Consider the following 18128-nt stretch of genomic DNA (forward strand, 5'->3'; position numbering starts at 1 on the left):
ACGGCGAGCAGCTCAGTACGGGTCAGTGATTCGACCTCGCAGGCGGCGAACGCGTCGAACGCCGCCCGCAACCCGGCCATCGCTGCGACCACACCACCCTCCATTCATCGAACATACATTCGACCACTGACAAAAACTGTTCGCCGCCAGAGTGGCCCTGCTCGATAATGGGACACATGTGAACTGCTGTGACTGTTGAAACCAAAGTGCCTAAAGTTTTTTCCACGGCACCGTTCCGACCGCTCCGTGACGGGGGCGTTCGGTGTTGTAGATGTGTCGAAGTCGTCGACTTGGGCTTGCAGTTCGTCGCGTGTCTCGGTGAGAGGCTGTCTGTCGGGGTAGCCGAACAGGGGTTTGGTGGAAGCGATGCACCGGCCCGTGATCCAGACGAGACTGCCCCGCGAGGTGCATCATCGGGCCAATGAGAGATGGCTAGGCGAACGCGTGCCTTAGAGCACCGAGATCGCCGATTCGGCCGCGAGCCTGACTGCCTGGCTGACCGGCAGGGCACGGTGCGCGGCCGAGAGGATCTCCACACCCCAGGGCCCGTCGAAGCCCAGGCTGCGCAGCAGGATTACTAGTCCGGGGAGGTCGAATATCCCCTCGCCGCACAGCAAGCGATTGTTGACGGTGTCCTCGAACAGTGATCCGAGGACCGTGGCAGCCGCGTCATTGAGTTCGACGCCGAAGAGCATTTCCGGCGCCAACGCGGTCGCTGTCTCGTCGAGGGAGGTGCCGGCGCGGAAGACATGCCAGGCGTCGACGACCAGTCCGGCCGCGGGATGTTCGGCAGCCCTGATGATCTCGGCCCCCATGGGAACGGTCTCGATGATCGAGAACGGCATGGTCTCGATTGCCACCCGGGTGCCGTGCGCGGCGGCCTCATCGGCGAGCTGCCGTAGCGGCGCCACCAGGGACTCTGGATCCGTTGTGCGCGGCCCCTGCTCGGAGCCGAGCTTGATGAATGCGGGCGTCAGCACGTCGGCGGCCTCGAACAGCAGATCTCGTACCTCGTAGGTGTGCCCTGGCGCGCCCCGGGGGATCCACCAGCGTTCGATCAACTCGATCTCGATGTGCTGGAGTCCGGCGTCGGTAATCAGGCGGCGCAGCCCGGCGAACCCGATGGAGTTCCGGATGGCGAGCAGGTCATCAGCGATCAACCCCAGGCCCGTATAGCCCGCATCCGCCACTGCGGCAACACGTTCAGTGATCGGTACCGGACTGACAGCGGGGCTGTCCATCGGGGATATATCGCCCGCGCTGGTCCATGCGGTGGCAACCAACTGTGGCATGTGACGGCTACTTGCGGTACTTGGCGACGTAGTCGGTCATGGTGGCGAGCTGGTAGCGCGACACCTCGGGCGAATTCTCGTCCTCGGCGAAGACGGAGGACACCATCACCGTGTCGGGACGGTCATAGAAACCGATCTCGGCCAACCCGCCGAAGAACTCGTCCCAGTCAACGTCACCGTCACCGATCTTGAGGTGCTGATGTACCCGCACCGGATTCCCGGGCGGGTTGGTGATGTAGCGCAGGCCGTGGGAGCGGTGATGGTCCATGGTGTCGGCGACGTGCACCAGGCGTAGCTTTTCGCCTGCGGCACGCATGATGTCGAGCATCGCCGACCCCATGTGAAAGGTGTGACACGCTACGTAGACCATGCCGATGTTGGGGGAGTTGACCCCGCGGATGATGCGCAGCGCTTCAAGGCCGTCTTCGACGAAATCGTCCGGGTGCGGGTCGATTCGGACGTCGATACCCTCCCTTTCGAAGACCGGCAGAAGCTCCTCCATCGAGCGGAAGAACGCCCGCTCGGACTCTTCGGACTTCTCGGGCCTGCCGGAGAATTCGGTGTTGATGACGTTGACGCCGAGGTCGACGGTGATCTCGATGACGCGCTTCCAGTTGCGCACTGCGGCCTCGCGGGCATCTTCATCCGGACCGGACCAGCGCAGTACCGGCAGCACCGATGCGATGCCGATGCCCGCATCTGCACACGCCTTACGGAACTTCGCCACCAACTCGTCGTCTGCGCGCGGGTGGTTGAAAAACGGGATGAAGTCGCGATGCGGGGTGAGTTGCAGGTATTCGTAGCCCAGATCGGCCACTACCCGGGGAAGTTCGAGCAGCTCGTGGTCGTGGTGGAACGGGGTGGGATCCAGGGCGATCCTCATCGCTCAGGCTCCTGGGATCGAGGCGCGGGCCACCATGTCCACCTCGACAACCCCACCAGACTGCAGTGACTGGACGCCGGCCGCGCAGACCGCCGCGGCCGCGTAGCCGTCCCACGCGGTCGGGCCGTCTACGTTGACGCCGCTACGGACGGCATCGACCCACCGCTGGAACTGGATGTCGTAGGCGCGGCCGAACCGTTCCCGGAACCCGGGGGTGATCTCGCCGCCCCAGGTGCCGGGGGCGCCCTTGCGGATCAACCCGATGTCGAGTCCGATGATGGCCGAGCCCTTTTCGGCGACCAGTTCGGTACGCACCTCGTAGGCGACGCCCGTGGTGACGAACAGTTCGACGTCCACATGCTTGCCGCCGGCGGTGCGCAGAATCGCAATCTGCGGATCCTGAATACCTTCGGGGGCCCCTGGATTGGTGGCCGGACGCAGGATCTGGATGGAGGTGATCTCCTCGTCGAACAGGAAGCGGGTGACGTCCACTTCGTGCACGAGAGAGTCCTTGACGATCATCGAGCTGTCGAAACTGGGTGGCACGGCGGGGTTGCGATGTACGCAGTGCAACACCAGGGCGCGGCCCAGTTCGCCGCCGTCCAGCAGATTCTTGAGTCTGTCGTATTCCTCGTCGAAGCGGCGCATGAACCCGACCTGAATCAGCCGCTTACCGAGTTCGGCCTCACGACGGACCACCTCCAGTGAGGATTCCACGTCCGTGGTCAGCGGCTTCTCACACAGCACCGGCTTGCCGTGCTCCAGGCAGGCCAGCAGTTGTTTGTCGTGGGTGGGCCCGGGCGTGGCGAGCACGACCGCATCGACATCCGGATCGGCGATCGCATCCAGCGGATCGGCGACAGCGCGGCAGCCGGGGATGCCTGCCGCGACGGCTTCGGCCTTTTCGGCGATGAAGTCGTTGACCACCGTCACCCGCGCACCGGAGATGCGGGACGACAACCGCTCGACGTGGTCAGTACCCATGATGCCCACACCGAGGACGGCGACACGAAGATCGGACATGATGCTCCTAGCTGAAACGAACGGACGGGATGCCGCACGAGCCCAGATATCGATGGGTGCGTTTGGCGATGGGCAGGGGTTCGTCGGCGGCGCACGGATACATGTCCTGCTCGACGATCGCGAACACGTCGATGCCGAGCTTCGCGACGGCCGCGAGAAGTGGTGGCATCTCTGGGATTCCGTGCGGTGGCTCGATCATGGCGCCGAGTTTGACGGCCTGACCGAACGGCAGATCTTCGGCTTCCACCTTGGCCCGCACCTCCGGGTCCACCTGCTTGAGATGCAGGTAGCCGATACGTTCCGGCGCATGTTCGATGATGGCGATGTTGTCACCCCCGCAGTACGAGATGTGACCGGTGTCCAGGCACAGGTTGACGAACGCACCGTCGGTGCCGTCCAGGAAGCGGTAGACGTTCTCCTCGGTGTCGACATGGCTGTCGGCGTGCGGGTGGTATTGCGCACGCACCCCGTATGATTCGAACATCGCCTTACCCAGCGCGTTCATCCCCTGAGTCTTCTTCCGCCACTGTTCCGGGGTGAGGTTGCGATCCTCCAGCACCGCTCCGGTGGCGGGATCCCGCCACATCTCGGGGATCACCACGACATGCTTGCCGCCCACGGCCGCGGTCAGTTTCACGACATCCTCGATCTGTGACCACACCGAGTCCCAGCTGTCGTCCTGGTGGAGATGTTCGAAGACCGTGCCCGCGGAGAGTTTCAGGCCACGGGCGGCGAGCTCATCGGAGAGCTGCTGCGGGTCCGTGGGCAGATATCCGTAGGGGCCCAGTTCGATCCACCGGTAGCCGGAGGCGGCCACCTCGTCGAGGAATCGGGTGTACGGGGTCTGCTGCGGATCGTCGGGGAACCAGACACCCCAGGAGTCGGGGGCGGACCCCACCAGAATCGTGCTCACGGTCCCTCTCAACGGTCCGACGGATTGACGAATGGGCGTTGGACCTTCTTCCAGTCCGCGTAACGCCGGTAGGCCTGCTGCGTTGAGGCCAGCGTGGATTCCTGGCTGACCGGCACGTCCCACCACGAGTTGCTGTCCGGGGCGAAGATCATCGGATCGGTCTCCACATGGATCACCGTGGTGGTGTCGGCGCCCTTGGCGGTTTTCACGGCGTCGGCGAACTCGGCCGCAGTGGTGACCTTGATGACGTCCGCGCCCAGGCTGGCCGCATTGGCCGCCAGGTCGACGGGCAGGGTGGCGCCGTCGAGACGACCGTCCTGGCTGCGGTAACGGTAGGCCGTACCGAAGCGCTGGGAACCCAACGACTCGGAAAGGCCTCCGATGGAGGCGAATCCATGGTTCTGGACCACGACGGGAATGACTTTGACGCCTTCCTGCACGGCGGTCGCCAATTCGGTGGCCATCATGAGGTATGAGCCGTCGCCCACCATGATGAACACGTCGCGGTCGGGTGCGGCCATCCGTACCCCGATGCCACCGGCGATCTCATAGCCCATGCACGAGTACCCGTACTCGACGTGGTAACCCTTGCGGTCGCGGGTCCGCCACAGTTTGTGCAGATCGCCCGGCATCGACCCCGCCGCGCATACCACTACGTCGTGGGGGTCTGACAGCGTGTTGACCAGTCCGATCACCTGGTTCTGGTTGAGTGGCGCGCCCTCCTCGGTCGCGTAGACCGACGACACGGTGACATCCCACTCGGTGGCCAGCTCGACTGTGCGGGCACGGTATTCGTCGCTGACGGAATGATCCCCGAGGGTGGCGTGCAACGCTTCGAGACCTTCGCGGGCATCGGCGACCACGCTGATCGCGCTCTGCTTGACCGAGTCGAGCGACGCCACGTTGATGTTGACGAAGCGAACGTCGGGATTGTTGAAGGCGGTGCGCGACGCCGTGGTGAAATCGCTGTAGCGGGTGCCGATCCCGATGATCACATCAGCCTCGGCTGCGAGTGCGTTGGCTGCCGTGGTACCGGTGGAGCCGATGGCCCCGACCGACTGCGGATGGTCGAAAGGTAGCGAGCCTTTGCCTGCCTGGGTTTCGCCCACGGGGATGCCGGTACGAGAGGCCAGTGCGGCCAGGGCGTCGGTGGCGCCTGAATAGATGACACCGCCGCCGGCGATGATCAGCGGTTTGGCGGCCGAACGGATCAGCTCGGCGGCGCGGGCGATCACCGAACGTTCAGGCAGCGGCCGCGCCACATGCCAGGTGCGTTCGGCGAACAGCGATTCGGGCCAATCATGGGCCTCGGCCTGCACATCCTGGGGGATGGAAACCGTCGCTGTTCCTGTTTCAACGGGGTCGGTCAGTACCCGCATGGCGCCGAGCAGCGCGCTGGGCAGTTGCTCGGGTCGCCACACCCGATCGAAGTAGCGCGACAGCGGTTTGAACGCGTCGTTGACGGTGATGTCACCCGATGAGGGCAGCTCGAGCTCCTGCAGCACCGGGGCACTGACCCGGGTGGCGAAAGTATCGGCAGGCAGCAGCAGTACGGGTAGCCGATTGATGGTGGCCAATGCGGCACCGGTCAGCATATTGGTCGAGCCAGGGCCGATGCTGGCGGTGACCGCCCAGGCCTGCAGCCGGTCCTTCTGCCGGGCGTAGGCGACAGCGGTGTGCACCATGGCCTGCTCGTTGCGGCCCAGCACGTATCTGAGTCCGGGCTCGGTGTGCGCCTCGGCTGCGTCGATTTCATCCTGCAACAACGCCTGGCCGAGGCCGGCCACGTTGCCGTGGCCGAAGATGCCGAGGCAGCCGGCGAAGAACTTGTTGCGTTCGCCGTCCCGCTCGACATATTGGTTGGCCAGGAACCGAATCGTGGCCTGAGCCACCGTGAGTCGCACGGTGGCCTCCGTGTCGGCAAGCTTCTCGGTGGACTTCGGTGCGGTGGAGACCATCGGTCAGGCTCCTTCTCGTGCGCTGCCGAACGGCAACCGGGGATCGATTTCCTGGTGTTCCCAACTGTTCCGCAGCCAGGTGTGGTTCGGATCGTCACAGATCAACCAGGCCCGATTCGGACCGGAGCCTGCCATCACATTGAGGTAGTACATGTGGTGGCCCGGCGCTGCGATGGACGGGCCGTGGTAGCCGTGCGGCACCAGCACCACATCGCCGGTCCGCACCTCTTCGAGCACCTCGATCGGGCGTTGCGGGGTGCCGTACACGCGGTGGTAGCCGAAGCCGGGGGTGCCGGCCGGGCTGTCGTCGACCTCGAAGTAGTAGATCTCCTCCAGCTGCGTTTCGACGTCGGTGTTCTCGTCATGCTTGTGCGCGGGATAACTCGACCAGTTGCCGCCGGGAGTGATCACCTCGCAGGCGATCAGCGAATCCGCCTCGAATGCGGTTGCGGTACCGAAGTTGTGTACCTGCCGGCTGCAATTGCCCGCACCGCGCAGTTCGACCGCGACATCTGCGGCGGCAACGCGCCGGTTCGGGAGCGACCGTGCGGCGCGAGCGCCGCAGATCGCGATGCGGCCGTGACCGGTCAGCGTGTACTTCTGGTCGATACCGAGATAGACCATGTCGGCCGGCCCGTCGAAAACCGAGGCACGCGGGGACAACTCCAGCGTCTCGCCTGCGCATTCGACGGCGCCGCCGCCGGCCAGCGGCAGGATCATCAGCTCAGTCTGGCCGGTGGACCGGGCCACCGAGCCGGACTCGCCGAGATCGACCACCTGCAGCGAGGATTCGGCCCAGCCTGCTGATTCGGGGGTGATGTCGACGGTGTACGGAGACGCTGCGCTGTTCGCCGGAATGTACAAGCTGTTGTCCACGGTCACCTCACCATCTTCACCGCGGTCGCGACCGCTGAACTGACATCGTCATCGGCTGGGTACAGCAGCGTACGTCCGGCGATGAGCCCCCGGACCGACGGCAACGTCAGTGCCTTCTCCCAGCTGGCGAACGCCTCGTCGGGGTCAGCCGGGTCACCGCCCAGCAGCAGCGTCGGCAACGTCGTCGCTTCCATCACCCGGTCCATCTCGGCCACCACCGGCAACTTCATCCAGGTATAGGCCGAGGTGGATCCGAGGCCCTGGCTGATGTGCACGGACTTGATCACCGCGTCGGGGGAGAGGTCGTTGCGGACCTTGCCCTCGACCCGGGTGGACAGGAACGGCTCCAGCATGGCGATCAGGCCGTGGGCGGCGAGCTCGTCGACGGCCTTGGCGCAGGCGGCCATTGTGGATACCGTGCCGGGATCATCGACATCGATGCGGCACAACATCTTTCCGCCGTTCAGTTTTGCCGCTGCGGTCGACGCCGCGGTGGCGCCCGTCATCCGGTCATCGAGTTCGAACGTCGAGCCGGCCAACCCGCCACGGTTGAACGAGGAGAACACCACCTTGTCCTCCAGCGCCCCGAGCAGCAGCAGGTCGTCGAGAATGTCCGCGGTGGCCAGCACGCCGTCCACCCCGGGATCGGCAAGCGCGGCACGCAGCCGGTCCAGCAGGTCGATGCGGTTGTTCATTGCGGTGGGCCGTGACCCGACGGCGAGCGCGCCGCGCGCCGGGTGGTCGGCGGCGACGATCATCAGCTTGCCGTCACCACGCACGGTCGGTCGGGTGCTGCGCTGTTGCCAGGCGGCGGCGACCGCGGCGGGCTCGGCTGCGCGCAGTTCGGTGATCTCGGTGTAGCTCTTACACACGGTCGGTTCAGACATTCACGGCCTCGTCCGCGGTTCGTTCGGCGAGCTCGGCCACTTCGGCGGCGGTCGGCATTGCGGTCGAGCATTCCAGCCGGGAGGCCACGATGGCGCCCGCGGCATTGGCATAGCGCAGCGTCTTCTCCAATGGCCAGTCGTGCAACAAGCCGTGAATCAGGCTGCCGCCGAACGCATCGCCTGCGCCGAGGCCGTTGACCACCTCGACCTCGTTGGGCGCGACGGTGACCGCGGTGTGCCTGGTCTTGCCCAGCACACCACGCGGGCCCTGTTTGACGATGGCCAACTCCACGCCCAGGTCGAGCAGCGCGTCGGCGGCCTTGTGCGGGTTGGTCTCACCGACGGCGATCTCGCATTCCTCACGGTTGCCGACCGCCACGGTGACGTGCTGCAGTGCGCGTTGCACCTGTTCGGTGGCCGCAGCCGGGGTGGCCCAGAACATCGGGCGGTAGTCGAGATCCAGCACGGTCAGCGGCGCCCGATTGCGGGCATCCCACGCGGCGAAATGCGCACTGCGGCTCGGCTCTTCAGACAGCCCGGTGACCGTCGACCAGTACAGCCGGGCGTTGCGTACGGCGTCCAGGTCGATCTCGTCTGCTCGGACCTGCAGATCGGGAGCTGACGGCTTGCGGTAGAAGTACAGCGGGAAATCGTCGGGTGGGAAGATTTCGCAGAAGGTCACCGGGGTCGGGTACTCGTCATGGGTGGTGACGAACCGGTTGTCGACGCCGAGACGGGCGAGCTCGTTACGGACGAAACGGCCGAACGGATCGTTGCCTGCACCGGAGATCAGGGCGCTGCGATTCCCCAGCCGCGCGGCGGCGACCGAGACGTTGGCGGCACTACCGCCGAGGAACTTTCCGAATGATTCGACGTGTTCGAGACCCACGCCGACCTGAAGCGGGTAGATGTCGACACCGCTGCGCCCGATGGCGAGGACATCGAATGCCTGGTTAACCGTATCGGTCACGACTGACTCCCGGGTGCGATGTGCAGATGTGGCTGGCTACGAGCGTGAGCGGCGACGGGTCCACCGGCTCCCGTTGACGACTGTGCTCCCTTACGCCGCACGCTGTCAAGACTTTGTTCGGACATTCTTACTTCCAGTCATTAGCAGGTACGCTGAGCAGTCACTCCAAGCGAACGCCGTGCGGAGCACGTGAGGATCGGAGCGAAGGTGACCCCGATGCTGTCTGTCGAACTCGACCGCTCGAGTCCGGTGCCGCTGTACTACCAGGTCGCGCAGGTCTTCGAAAAGGCAATCCTGGACGGACAACTCAAGCCGGGCGACCGTTTTGAGAACGAGCTTGCGCTGGCCAGTCGACTGAATTTGTCGCGGCCGACCACGCGCCGTGCGATCCAGGAGTTGGTCGACAAGGGAATGCTGGTGCGAAAGCGCGGCGTCGGCACCCAGGTGGTGCAGACCCCTGTGCATCGTCCGGTCGAACTAACGAGCCTGTATGACGATCTGACGAGGGCCGGTCAGGAGCCGGCCACCAAGGTCCTGGACTACTCGGTGCGTCCGGCGGATGACGACATCGCCGAGCGGCTGAACCTGGAAGTGGGCAGTGAGGTGGTGATGATGCGCAGGCTGCGCTCGTCGGGCGGACAGCCTCTGGCGCTCATGACAAACCATCTACCTGCGGCGATCGCGCCCGACCGCGAGGAGCTCGAACGCGCGGGCCTGTACCAGTCGTTGCGTTCACGCGGCGTGCACATCCGGCTGGCCAGGCAGCGGATCGGGGCCAAGGCGGCTGATCGGGAAGAGGCGCGACTGCTCGACGAGAAGCCGAAAGCGCCGCTGCTGGTGATGGAACGCACCGCGTTCGACGACTCAGGCCGCATCGTGGAGTTCGGCAGCCACGCTTACCGCGCGTCGCGCTACTACTTCGAGACCACGCTCGTCGACCGCTAGGACATATTCAAAGCAGCTTTCCTCCTGTCCTTTTCGCGACACTCGGCGCATTTGCGGCGGCTTGGTGTTCACCAGCCGCCTGCTGGTGCATTTGATATGCAGTCCTAATGTCAGAACAAAGTCTTGACATTCAGATGTGAGCCGTATTACATCAGCGGTGAGGCCGTGCCGCTTGGCTCCGGAAGCCGGACGCACAAGCACCGCGGTGAGGTCGATGACAAGGAGAAGCAATGAGGTTCAGTCGGCTCATGGCGGCCGCCGCGGCGAGCCTGCTCGTGTTGGGGGCCAGCGCATGCTCCAGCACGGGTGGGAAGCCGGAGAGCAACGGTGACGGTATGGGCGCCGGGCAGGCGAACACACCGCGTGCGACGATCGCGATGATCACCCACGAAGTACCCGGTGACTCTTTCTGGGACCTGATCCGCAAGGGCGCGCAAGCCGCAGCCGACAAGGACAACATCGAATTGCGGTACTCGAGTGATCCGGAAGCCCCCAGCCAGGCCAACCTGGTGCAGAGCGCGATCGACAGCAAGGTCGACGGAATCGCGTTGACGCTGGCCAAGCCTCAGGCCATGGCGCCGGCGGTCCAGAAGGCGCTCGATGCGGGCATCCCCGTCGTCGCCTTCAACTCGGGCTTCGCCGACTTCAAAGCCATGGGCGTCCAGCAGTACTTCGGCCAGGACGAGAAGCTCGCCGGCGTCGCGGCCGGTGACCGCCTCAACCAGGACGGTGCGAAGCGGGCGCTCTGCGTCATCCAGGAGCAGGGCCAGGTGTCGCTGGAGGCCCGTTGCGCCGGTGTGCGGGAGGGGTTCAAGGGTCAGATGGAGATCCTGAACGTCAACAGCAAGGATATGCCGTCAGTGGAGTCCACCATCACCGCCAAGCTGCAACAGGACCCGACCATCGACCATGTCGTGACCCTCGGGGCGCCCATTGCCCAAGCGGCCGTGCAGTCGGTCGGTAACGCCGGAAGCCAAGCCAAAGTGGTCACCTTCGACACCAACGCTGCACTTGTCGACATGATCAAGAACGGCCAGGTGCAATGGGCCGTCGACCAGCAGCCGTTCCTGCAGGGCTACCTCGCCATCGACTCGCTGTGGCTGTATCTGAACAACAAGAACACCATCGGCGGCGGGCAGGCCACGCTGACCGGCCCGTCCTTCATCGACAGCTCCAACATCGGCGCGATCGCCGAGTTGGCCAAGTCCGGCACTCGTTAGCCGCCGAATCGGAGAAATGATGACTACGCAAGCAGATCTCGACCTCGAGACCCACAAAGTCGTCCGCGACGAACGGGTCAAGGAGCAGAACAAGCTGCAGCGCTTGATGATTCGTCCCGAGGTCGGCGCGCTGGTCGGCGCGATCGGGATCTTCGTCCTGTTCCTGATCGTGGCTCCGCCATTCCGCACCCCTGAGGCCCTGGCCACCGTGCTGTACGCCAGCTCGACCATCGGCATCATGGCGGTCGGCGTGGGTGTGCTGATGATCGGCGGTGAATTCGACCTGTCCGCGGGTGTCGCCGTCACCACCGCGTCGCTCGCGGCGTCGATGCTGAGCTACAACCTGCATCTGAATCTGTGGGCCGGGGCGGTGCTGGCGCTCGTCGTGTCGTTGGTCGTCGGTTTCTTCAACGGCTACATGGTGATGAAGACGAGGATCCCGTCGTTCCTCATCACCCTGAGTTCGTTCTTCATGTTGACCGGCATCAACCTGGCCGTGACCAAGCTGGTCTCCGGCCAGGTCGCCACCCCGAGCGTGTCCGATATGCAGGGATTCGAGTCCGGCAAGGCCGTTTTCGCCTCATCGTTCGACGTCTTCGGGGTATCGGTGCGCATCACCGTGGTGTGGTGGATCCTGTTCGCGCTCATCGCCACCTATGTGCTCTTCAAAACTCGCGTCGGCAACTGGATCTTCGCGGTCGGCGGAAATCAGGACAGTGCACGCGCGGTCGGCGTCCCGGTCACCAAGGTCAAGATCGGCCTGTTCATGGTGGTCAGCTTCTGCGCCTGGTTCGTCGGCATGCACCTGTTGTTCGCGTTCAACACCATCCAGTCCGGCCAGGGCATCGGCAACGAGTTCTTCTACATCATCGCCGCGGTCATCGGCGGCTGTCTGCTCACCGGCGGTTACGGCACTGCGATCGGCACGCTGATCGGTGCGTTCATATTCGGTATGACCAACCAGGGCATCGTCTACGCCGGCTGGAACCCGGACTGGTTCAAGTTCTTCCTCGGCGCGATGCTGCTGTTCGCGGTGATCGCCAACAACGTTGTCCGCAACTACGCAGCGAAAAGGTAAGTGATGAGCACAACTGCTGAAGCGCCGCTCGCCGAGACACCCTCGGGTGGCGAGACACCACTGGTCGAGCTCAAGGAAGTCGGTAAGAGCTACGGAAACATCATCGCGCTCAAGGACATCAACCTGCGGGTCGGTGCGGGCGAGGTCACCGGTGTGCTCGGTGACAACGGCGCAGGCAAGTCGACACTGATCAAGATCATCGCGGGGCTGCACAAACCCACCGAGGGGGAGCTGCTCATCGACGGCAAGCCGACGGTGTTCGAATCGCCCAAGGATTCGCTGAAGGCCGGCATCGCGACCGTGTACCAGGATCTGGCAGTGGTTGCACTGATGCCGGTGTGGCGCAACTTCTTTCTGGGCAACGAGCTCCGCAAGAAGGGCATCTTGAAGTCGCTGGACATCAACGCGATGCGCGCGACCACCATCTCCGAATTGCAGAAGATGGGCATCGACCTGCCCGATGTCGACGCGCCGATCGGCTCGCTGTCCGGCGGCCAGCGTCAGTGCGTGGCGATCGCCAGAGCGATCTTCTTCGGTGCCCGCGTGCTGATCCTCGACGAACCCACCGCCGCACTCGGGGTCAAACAATCCGGCATGGTGCTGCGCTACATCACCGCGGCCAAGGATCAGGGCTTCGGCGTCATCTTCATCACCCACAACCCGCATCACGCGCACATGGTCGGTGACCATTTCGTGTTGCTCAACCGTGGCCGCCAGAAGCTCGACTGCAGCTATGACGAGATCACCCTGGAACACCTCACCCAGGAGATGGCCGGTGGCAACGAACTCGAGGCCCTCAGTCACGAGTTGGGCCGCAACTAGCCTTCGCTTGCCCGTGCCGACGGCACCCCCGTCGTGTCTGGTCAGAGAACGTGGGCGGGTTCCGGGATGTGTTCGACTATGCGTAACCGCGCGGCGTCCTGCCCCGGTGTCGCGCCGAACAATCTGCGGTACTCCCGGGTGAACTGCGATGGGCTGTCATATCCGACCCGGTGCCCCACGCCGGCGATATCGTCACGCTGCGCAACCAACAGTGTCCGCGCCTGCTGCAGTCGGATGCGCTTGTGAAACTGCAAGGGGCTCATAGCCGTCACGGCCCGGAAGTGTCGGTGAAACGCCGAGGTGCTCATCCCGCACATCCGCGCCAGATCCTCGATCCGGACCGGCTCGGCGAAGTTCTCGCGTATCCAGCCGATGGCGACACTCAGGTGCGCGAGATCGCTGTCGGCGAGCCCGATCTGGCGCACCATCTGGGCGTGGGGCCCGGTGAGCAACCGCCAGAGGATCTCCTGCTCGATCAGCGGTGCGAGCACCGGGGCATCGGCGGGATGGTTGAGGAGCCGTAGCATTCTGGCGACGGCGTCGAGCAACTCGGCATCGGCAGGTCCAGTGGCCATTGCGGGTCCGGTGGGCGACGTGCGGGGTGCCGTCGGCACCTGCAGCATCAATGCTGCGACCGCGGCAGGCCGCAGCACCAGTCCCATACCCAGTGACGGCGCCAGGTACTCGCCGGTGACAGGCAGATTCGCCGTCACGATCAGACAATGCCCGGCCCGGTACTCGAAAACCCGCTCACCCAACAGCAACCGCTTGCCGCCCTGTGCCATGACGACCAGCAACGGCTCGGTCAATGAATAGTCCGGCGTCGCGGACCTGGTGACCTTCGACAGCAGCAGGCCGTCGATCGGCGTCCGCAGATCCGGACGCGCGTGCATGGCGATGAGGGCACGAATATCGGCAAGGGAGTCGGACGCGGAGCGCATGAGTTCAGCCAATCACCTGGCGCAGGCGTATGTGGACGATCACGATAGTACAAGCAGGATTGTGCAAGAGTCGGCCATGATTGGTCTACCGCGGGGGCTGCAGGTCGGATTCGATGGAACCATCCAATTCGCCTCAGCAAGGAGAAGTTTCATGTCGCTCGACAACTACGTCACCCTCGGTCGGTCCGGTCTACGCGTCAGTCCATTCGCGCTCGGCGCGATGACCTTCGGAGAGGATCCCGGTGCAGCGGGAACCAGTGTCGAGGAGTCGGAACGGATCCTGGCCCGCTATCTGGACCGGGGCGGCAACTTCATCGATACCGCCAACTTCTACACCAACGGGCACTCGGAGAAGATCCTCGGCGACTTCTTCGGCTGTAGCCCCGGTCGCCGCGAGCATGTGGTGCTGGCTTCGAAGTTCTTCACCAACCTGTTCCCGGGTGACCCGAACGGCGGGGGTGCGGGGCGGTCGGCCATCACTGCGCAGCTGCACCAAACCCTGCGTCGGCTGCAAACCGACTACCTGGACGTGTACTGGCTGCACAATTGGGACCGCCACACCCCGATCGAGGAAACCATGCGCACGCTCGACGATCTGGTGCGCGCAGGCACCGTCCGCTATATCGGGTTCTCCAACACCCCGGCTTGGGTCACCGCGCAAGCTCAGACCGTGGCGCTGCTGCGGGGCTGGACTCCGCTGGTCGCGCTGCAGGTCGAGTATTCGCTGTTGGCGCGGACCGTCGAGGGAGAGCTGGCACCGCTGGCGGCCGATCAGGGTATGGCGTTGGTGCCGTGGAGTCCGCTGAAGAACGGCTTCCTGTCGGGCAAGTACCGCCGCGGCACCGACGTGGTCGACTCCGAGCGCGCCGCGTTCGTCGGCGGGCCCAACGATGACGAATACACCGTCATCGACGCAGTGGCCGACATCGCCGACGAGCTCGAAACCACTTCGGCGGCAGTATCGCTGGCCTGGCTGCGGGCCCGCACCGGAACTGTGGTGCCCATCATCGGTGCGCGGCGCCTGGCGCACCTGGAGGCCAACTTGGCTGCACTCAACATCACGCTGAGGCCCGAACAGTTGCATCGCCTCGACAAGGTATCCGTGCCGGCGCTGAACTACCCGGCAGAACTCAACGGAGACATGCGGGCCATGTTGCAATTCGCGGGCACCACTGTGGACGGGCAACCGTCGAGGGTGTATCCGCCGCTGCTGGCCAGTGACGTTCGGTACTGAACCCGCGGTCAGCTGAACGCGGCGCGGAATGCCTCCAGTGCGGCGACGCTGTCAGAGGCGGCGTAGGCCTCCATGCCTACCGGACCGGTGTATCCACTGTCGCGCAAGGCTTTCGCCACCGCCGGGTAGTGGATCTCACCGGTGCCCGGTTCGCAGCGGCCGGGGACATCGGCGACCTGGATCTCGCCGATCGCCGCGCCGGCCCGGCGCACCAGTTCCACCAGGTTCCCCTCGCCGATCTGGGCGTGGTACAGGTCGAGCATCATCTTGACGTTGGGGTGGTCGACGGACTCGACGAGCGCCAGCGTGTCCTGGGCCCTGGCCAGCGGCACGCCGGGATGATCGACGATCGTGTTCAGGTTCTCCAGGCAGAACATGACACCGGCATCGGCGCCAAGCTCACCGAGCGACTCCAGTCCACGTTGCGCGGAGAGCCACATCTGCCCGGTGGCCCGATGCTGTGGCCGAGCTGCCTGGCCGTCCACTAGCTCACCGGGATGCACCACAAGCCGCGGAACACCGAGCACCTCAGCGGCTCTGATCGCCTTCTGGGCCGTCCGCACGACCTCGCGGGCGCCCTCGGGATCGTAGAGATCGCCGTGCAGATACCCGGTCATCGACGAGAACCGGGCTCCCGTGGCGGCGAGCGCGTCGAGATCCTTATCGTGAAAACTCCAGATCTCCACCGAGAAGCCCAGGTCCGATATCCGCCGGGCGCGCTCGACGATATCGAGCTCGGTAAACACCATCTCCGCACAGACGGCCAGATCGAAGGTCATCACCGCGCCGCCGTGGCGGTGAGACAGAAGCGAAGATTGTCTGACATGAGGGCTCCTGATAAAGCTAGAACGTTCTAGTTCGACGCAAAGTAAATCCTGCGCGACGGATGCAGTCAAGGATTTTTCTAGAACGTTCTAGACTGCTCCGCATGCGGGACCGTCCGACCCTTCATGATGTGGCAGCGCGCGCGGGGGTGTCCCGCGCCCTGGTGTCAATCGTGATGCGGGAAGCGCCCGGTGCCAGCGACGCCACCCGCGAGCGGGTGCGCCAAGCCGCAAACGAGCTCGGCTACCGGCCGGACCCACGGGCGCGCATGTTGCGCTCACAGCGCACCAATCTTCTCGGGGTGGTCTTCACTGCGGGGCAGGAGTTCCACGCCGGTCTGGTCGACGGGGTCTACCGGGCCGCCGAACAGCGTGGCTACGACGTCCTGCTGAGCTGCGTCACGCCCCACCACGACGAACGCAAGGCGGTGCGCACCCTGCTCGACGACCGCGTCGAGGCGCTTGTGCTGATCGGCCCTGAACTTCCCACCCGCGAGCTGGTCGAACTCGACACCCGGCTGCCGGTGGTGGCGGTTGCGCGGAAGGCGCGTGGGGTGGACGTTGTCCGCAACAATGACGTGTTCGGCGCCGGGCTGGCCGTCGAGCACCTGGCCGGGCTCGGTCACACCGCGATCACGTACCTGGATGGCGGACGCGCACCCGGCGCGGCCGAACGGCGCAAGGGCTACCGCACCGCGGCGTCCGCGGCGGGAGTCGGCGCGACGATCGTCAACGGTGGTAGCACCGAACGTGCGGGCGCGGCTGCTGCGACAGCCCTGCTGGAATCACCGCTTCCGACAGCGGTATTCGCGTTCAACGACCGGTGCGCGCTCGGCTTCATCGATGTTGCGATCCGTGCTGGAGTGCGGGTGCCGCACGACGTGTCGGTGGTCGGTTTCGACGACAGCCCGCTTGCGGGTCTGACGCACGTCGACCTGACCACTGTCGGTCAGGACAGCGCTCAGCTCGCCGATCTCGCCGTCGGCCGCGCCGTTGAGCGCATCGACTCCACTGATGCCAGGGTCGACCTGGTGTGCGAGCCCAAACTGGTGATACGCGGCTCGACGGCTGCGCCGATACTTATGCCATGACCGATCTCGGCGTGTTCACCTTTCATCTCGTCGAGATGCCCATAGTGGCGGCGGTGCCGCTGTTGTGCCGCCCGCCTCAGGCGGCACATGTTGCGCCCCGGTCGATCCCCACGTTCTCGATCTGGAACTCGGTTCGGGCGATGACCGATATGGTGCACGGTCACAGTGGCATCGCCGAAGTCGCAGACCCCGCCATGCATGCCGACGCGATGGCGGAGCGGCGACGCCGGGACTTTCATCACGAGTTCGCAACCTACCGGTTCCGTCCGCTGTCCGAGTACGGCAGCTGGAACGGGCGTACTTGTTACGTTCCGCGACGTTCCAGCTTGTAGTGCAATCGGACGGCTGCCGTATTCCACACCCGCAGTACGTGATCGGTGCGCAGCACCTGCTCGTCATCGACATACAGATCGAATGTCTCGTGTATCGGGACGCGCTTGGCAAAGTAGCGTCCCCGGTCACGTACCAACACATAGGCCCCGTCCGCGCCCCACGACCCAGCCGGTGACGCGAGCCGCAGGCCACCGGCCGGCCGGTGCTGTGGCTGCAGGAACACCTGCACGTTGCCCTCCTCCAGCGGGAACGTCACATGGACACTGGGGCGCAGGGCATCGGGAAGCTTTCTGCGCGAATAACATCCGCTGAACACAGTGTCGCCGTTGCCGCGCAGGGTCCGGATCCATCCTGCCGCCACCTGAGTACCGCCGCTGTCGGTGATCACCGATACCCGGCCGTCCATGCCGCGCGCGACATCCAGTGGCCGCATCGGCAGCGCCAGCTGTCGCACCCGCTTGCCGAATAGGCGCGAGACTAGCTCTCCGCCAGGCCAGAACAGCGGCGACCAGCTGCTCCACACCTCCATCCGCCATCGCGCTGTGTGGGTGTAGAAGTCGTGAATCATCGGGTGCACCGTCGCGGGATCGAACCCGGGCCCTGCCAGCCCGGCAAGGCCGGGCTGCAAGCCGGCATCGGGATCGCCCTCGGTCAATGCGCCGCCGCGCCGGGCAGCTTCGGCCCGTAGCCAGCTGTTTCCACCGTCCCTCGTGCCCAAGGGGGCCTGCAGCCACGCGTGGGTACCGTCGAGGTCGACGACGCGGCCGGTGACCCGCCAGAACTTGCGCGTCGCGAGGTCCAGCGTCGACAGCTTCACACTGTGGATCGTACGGTCGCC

Annotated in this window: 18 protein-coding genes; 7 read left to right on the plus strand and 11 right to left on the minus strand. The window is 65.0% G+C overall.

Annotation, left to right across the window (positions count from 1 at the left end; translation table 11 throughout):
• Nucleotides 1-449: 449 nt before the first annotated feature.
• The 8 genes from M1247_RS25155 to iolC are packed head-to-tail and all read right to left on the minus strand — an operon-like array spanning nt 450 to nt 8802.
• Complete coding sequence (locus tag M1247_RS25155) at nt 450-1292, minus strand: sugar phosphate isomerase/epimerase family protein (RefSeq protein ID WP_317159134.1); 843 nt, start codon at nt 1290-1292, stop codon at nt 450-452.
• A 7-nt stretch (nt 1293-1299) separates the two neighbouring features.
• The gene (locus tag M1247_RS25160; RefSeq protein WP_317159135.1) at nt 1300-2175 is read right to left on the minus strand and encodes a sugar phosphate isomerase/epimerase family protein; all 876 of its coding nucleotides are present in this window, start codon (nt 2173-2175) and stop codon (nt 1300-1302) included.
• 3 nt (nt 2176-2178) lie between these two features.
• Nucleotides 2179-3198: a Gfo/Idh/MocA family protein gene (locus tag M1247_RS25165; protein ID WP_317159136.1), complete on the minus strand. Its 1020-nt coding sequence runs from the start codon at nt 3196-3198 to the stop codon at nt 2179-2181.
• Nucleotides 3199-3205: 7 nt separating this feature from the next.
• On the minus strand, nt 3206-4111 hold the full coding sequence (locus tag M1247_RS25170; protein WP_317159137.1) for a sugar phosphate isomerase/epimerase family protein: 906 nt from the start codon (nt 4109-4111) through the stop codon (nt 3206-3208).
• Nucleotides 4112-4119: 8 nt separating this feature from the next.
• Nucleotides 4120-6069 (minus strand): 3D-(3,5/4)-trihydroxycyclohexane-1,2-dione acylhydrolase (decyclizing), encoded by a 1950-nt coding sequence (gene iolD / locus M1247_RS25175; protein WP_317159138.1) that lies wholly within the window; start codon nt 6067-6069, stop codon nt 4120-4122.
• A gap of 3 nt (nt 6070-6072) precedes the next feature.
• Entirely contained in the window at nt 6073-6945 is an 873-nt protein-coding gene (gene iolB, locus M1247_RS25180) for a 5-deoxy-glucuronate isomerase (RefSeq protein ID WP_317159139.1), read from the minus strand.
• A 2-nt stretch (nt 6946-6947) separates the two neighbouring features.
• Nucleotides 6948-7832, minus strand: coding sequence for a Cgl0159 family (beta/alpha)8-fold protein (locus M1247_RS25185; protein WP_317159140.1), 885 nt, complete (start codon nt 7830-7832; stop codon nt 6948-6950).
• Nucleotides 7825-8802 (minus strand): 5-dehydro-2-deoxygluconokinase, encoded by a 978-nt coding sequence (gene iolC / locus M1247_RS25190; protein WP_317159141.1) that lies wholly within the window; start codon nt 8800-8802, stop codon nt 7825-7827. Before iolC ends, M1247_RS25185 begins: the two co-directional genes overlap by 8 nt.
• 216 nt (nt 8803-9018) lie before the next feature.
• Here iolC and M1247_RS25195 point away from each other — a divergent pair, with 216 nt between their 5' ends.
• The 4 genes from M1247_RS25195 (at nt 9019) to M1247_RS25210 (ending at nt 12867) form a co-directional block, all read left to right on the plus strand.
• On the plus strand, nt 9019-9747 hold the full coding sequence (locus M1247_RS25195) for a GntR family transcriptional regulator (RefSeq protein ID WP_410506937.1): 729 nt from the start codon (nt 9019-9021) through the stop codon (nt 9745-9747).
• A gap of 230 nt (nt 9748-9977) precedes the next feature.
• Nucleotides 9978-10967 (plus strand): substrate-binding domain-containing protein, encoded by a 990-nt coding sequence (locus M1247_RS25200; protein WP_317159142.1) that lies wholly within the window; start codon nt 9978-9980, stop codon nt 10965-10967.
• Between the two features lie 19 nt (nt 10968-10986).
• Nucleotides 10987-12045, plus strand: a complete 1059-nt coding sequence (locus M1247_RS25205; protein ID WP_317159143.1) for an ABC transporter permease — start codon at nt 10987-10989, stop codon at nt 12043-12045.
• Between the two features lie 3 nt (nt 12046-12048).
• On the plus strand, nt 12049-12867 hold the full coding sequence (locus tag M1247_RS25210) for an ATP-binding cassette domain-containing protein (protein ID WP_317159144.1): 819 nt from the start codon (nt 12049-12051) through the stop codon (nt 12865-12867).
• A 41-nt stretch (nt 12868-12908) separates the two neighbouring features.
• On the opposite strand, the gene M1247_RS25215 is transcribed toward M1247_RS25210, so the two are convergent.
• On the minus strand, nt 12909-13808 hold the full coding sequence (locus tag M1247_RS25215; protein WP_317159145.1) for an AraC family transcriptional regulator: 900 nt from the start codon (nt 13806-13808) through the stop codon (nt 12909-12911).
• Between the two features lie 151 nt (nt 13809-13959).
• Between M1247_RS25215 and M1247_RS25220 the strand changes: the two genes are divergently transcribed.
• Nucleotides 13960-15042 (plus strand): aldo/keto reductase, encoded by a 1083-nt coding sequence (locus M1247_RS25220; protein WP_317159146.1) that lies wholly within the window; start codon nt 13960-13962, stop codon nt 15040-15042.
• Between the two features lie 8 nt (nt 15043-15050).
• Here M1247_RS25220 and M1247_RS25225 read toward each other — a convergent pair whose 3' ends face one another.
• Nucleotides 15051-15821, minus strand: a complete 771-nt coding sequence (locus tag M1247_RS25225; protein WP_317159147.1) for a TIM barrel protein — start codon at nt 15819-15821, stop codon at nt 15051-15053.
• A gap of 149 nt (nt 15822-15970) precedes the next feature.
• Between M1247_RS25225 and M1247_RS25230 the strand changes: the two genes are divergently transcribed.
• Complete coding sequence (locus tag M1247_RS25230; RefSeq protein ID WP_317159148.1) at nt 15971-16957, plus strand: LacI family DNA-binding transcriptional regulator; 987 nt, start codon at nt 15971-15973, stop codon at nt 16955-16957.
• On the plus strand, nt 16954-17289 hold the full coding sequence (locus tag M1247_RS25235; protein ID WP_317159149.1) for a hypothetical protein: 336 nt from the start codon (nt 16954-16956) through the stop codon (nt 17287-17289). Before M1247_RS25230 ends, M1247_RS25235 begins: the two co-directional genes overlap by 4 nt.
• Here M1247_RS25235 and M1247_RS25240 read toward each other — a convergent pair.
• Complete coding sequence (locus tag M1247_RS25240) at nt 17262-18107, minus strand: hypothetical protein (RefSeq protein WP_317159150.1); 846 nt, start codon at nt 18105-18107, stop codon at nt 17262-17264. The two genes, M1247_RS25235 and M1247_RS25240, sit on opposite strands and share 28 nt — an antisense overlap.
• Between the last annotated feature and the right edge of the window lie 21 nt (nt 18108-18128).

This window comes from Mycobacterium appelbergii (assembly GCF_032883035.1).
Lineage (GTDB): Bacteria > Actinomycetota > Actinomycetes > Mycobacteriales > Mycobacteriaceae > Mycobacterium > Mycobacterium appelbergii.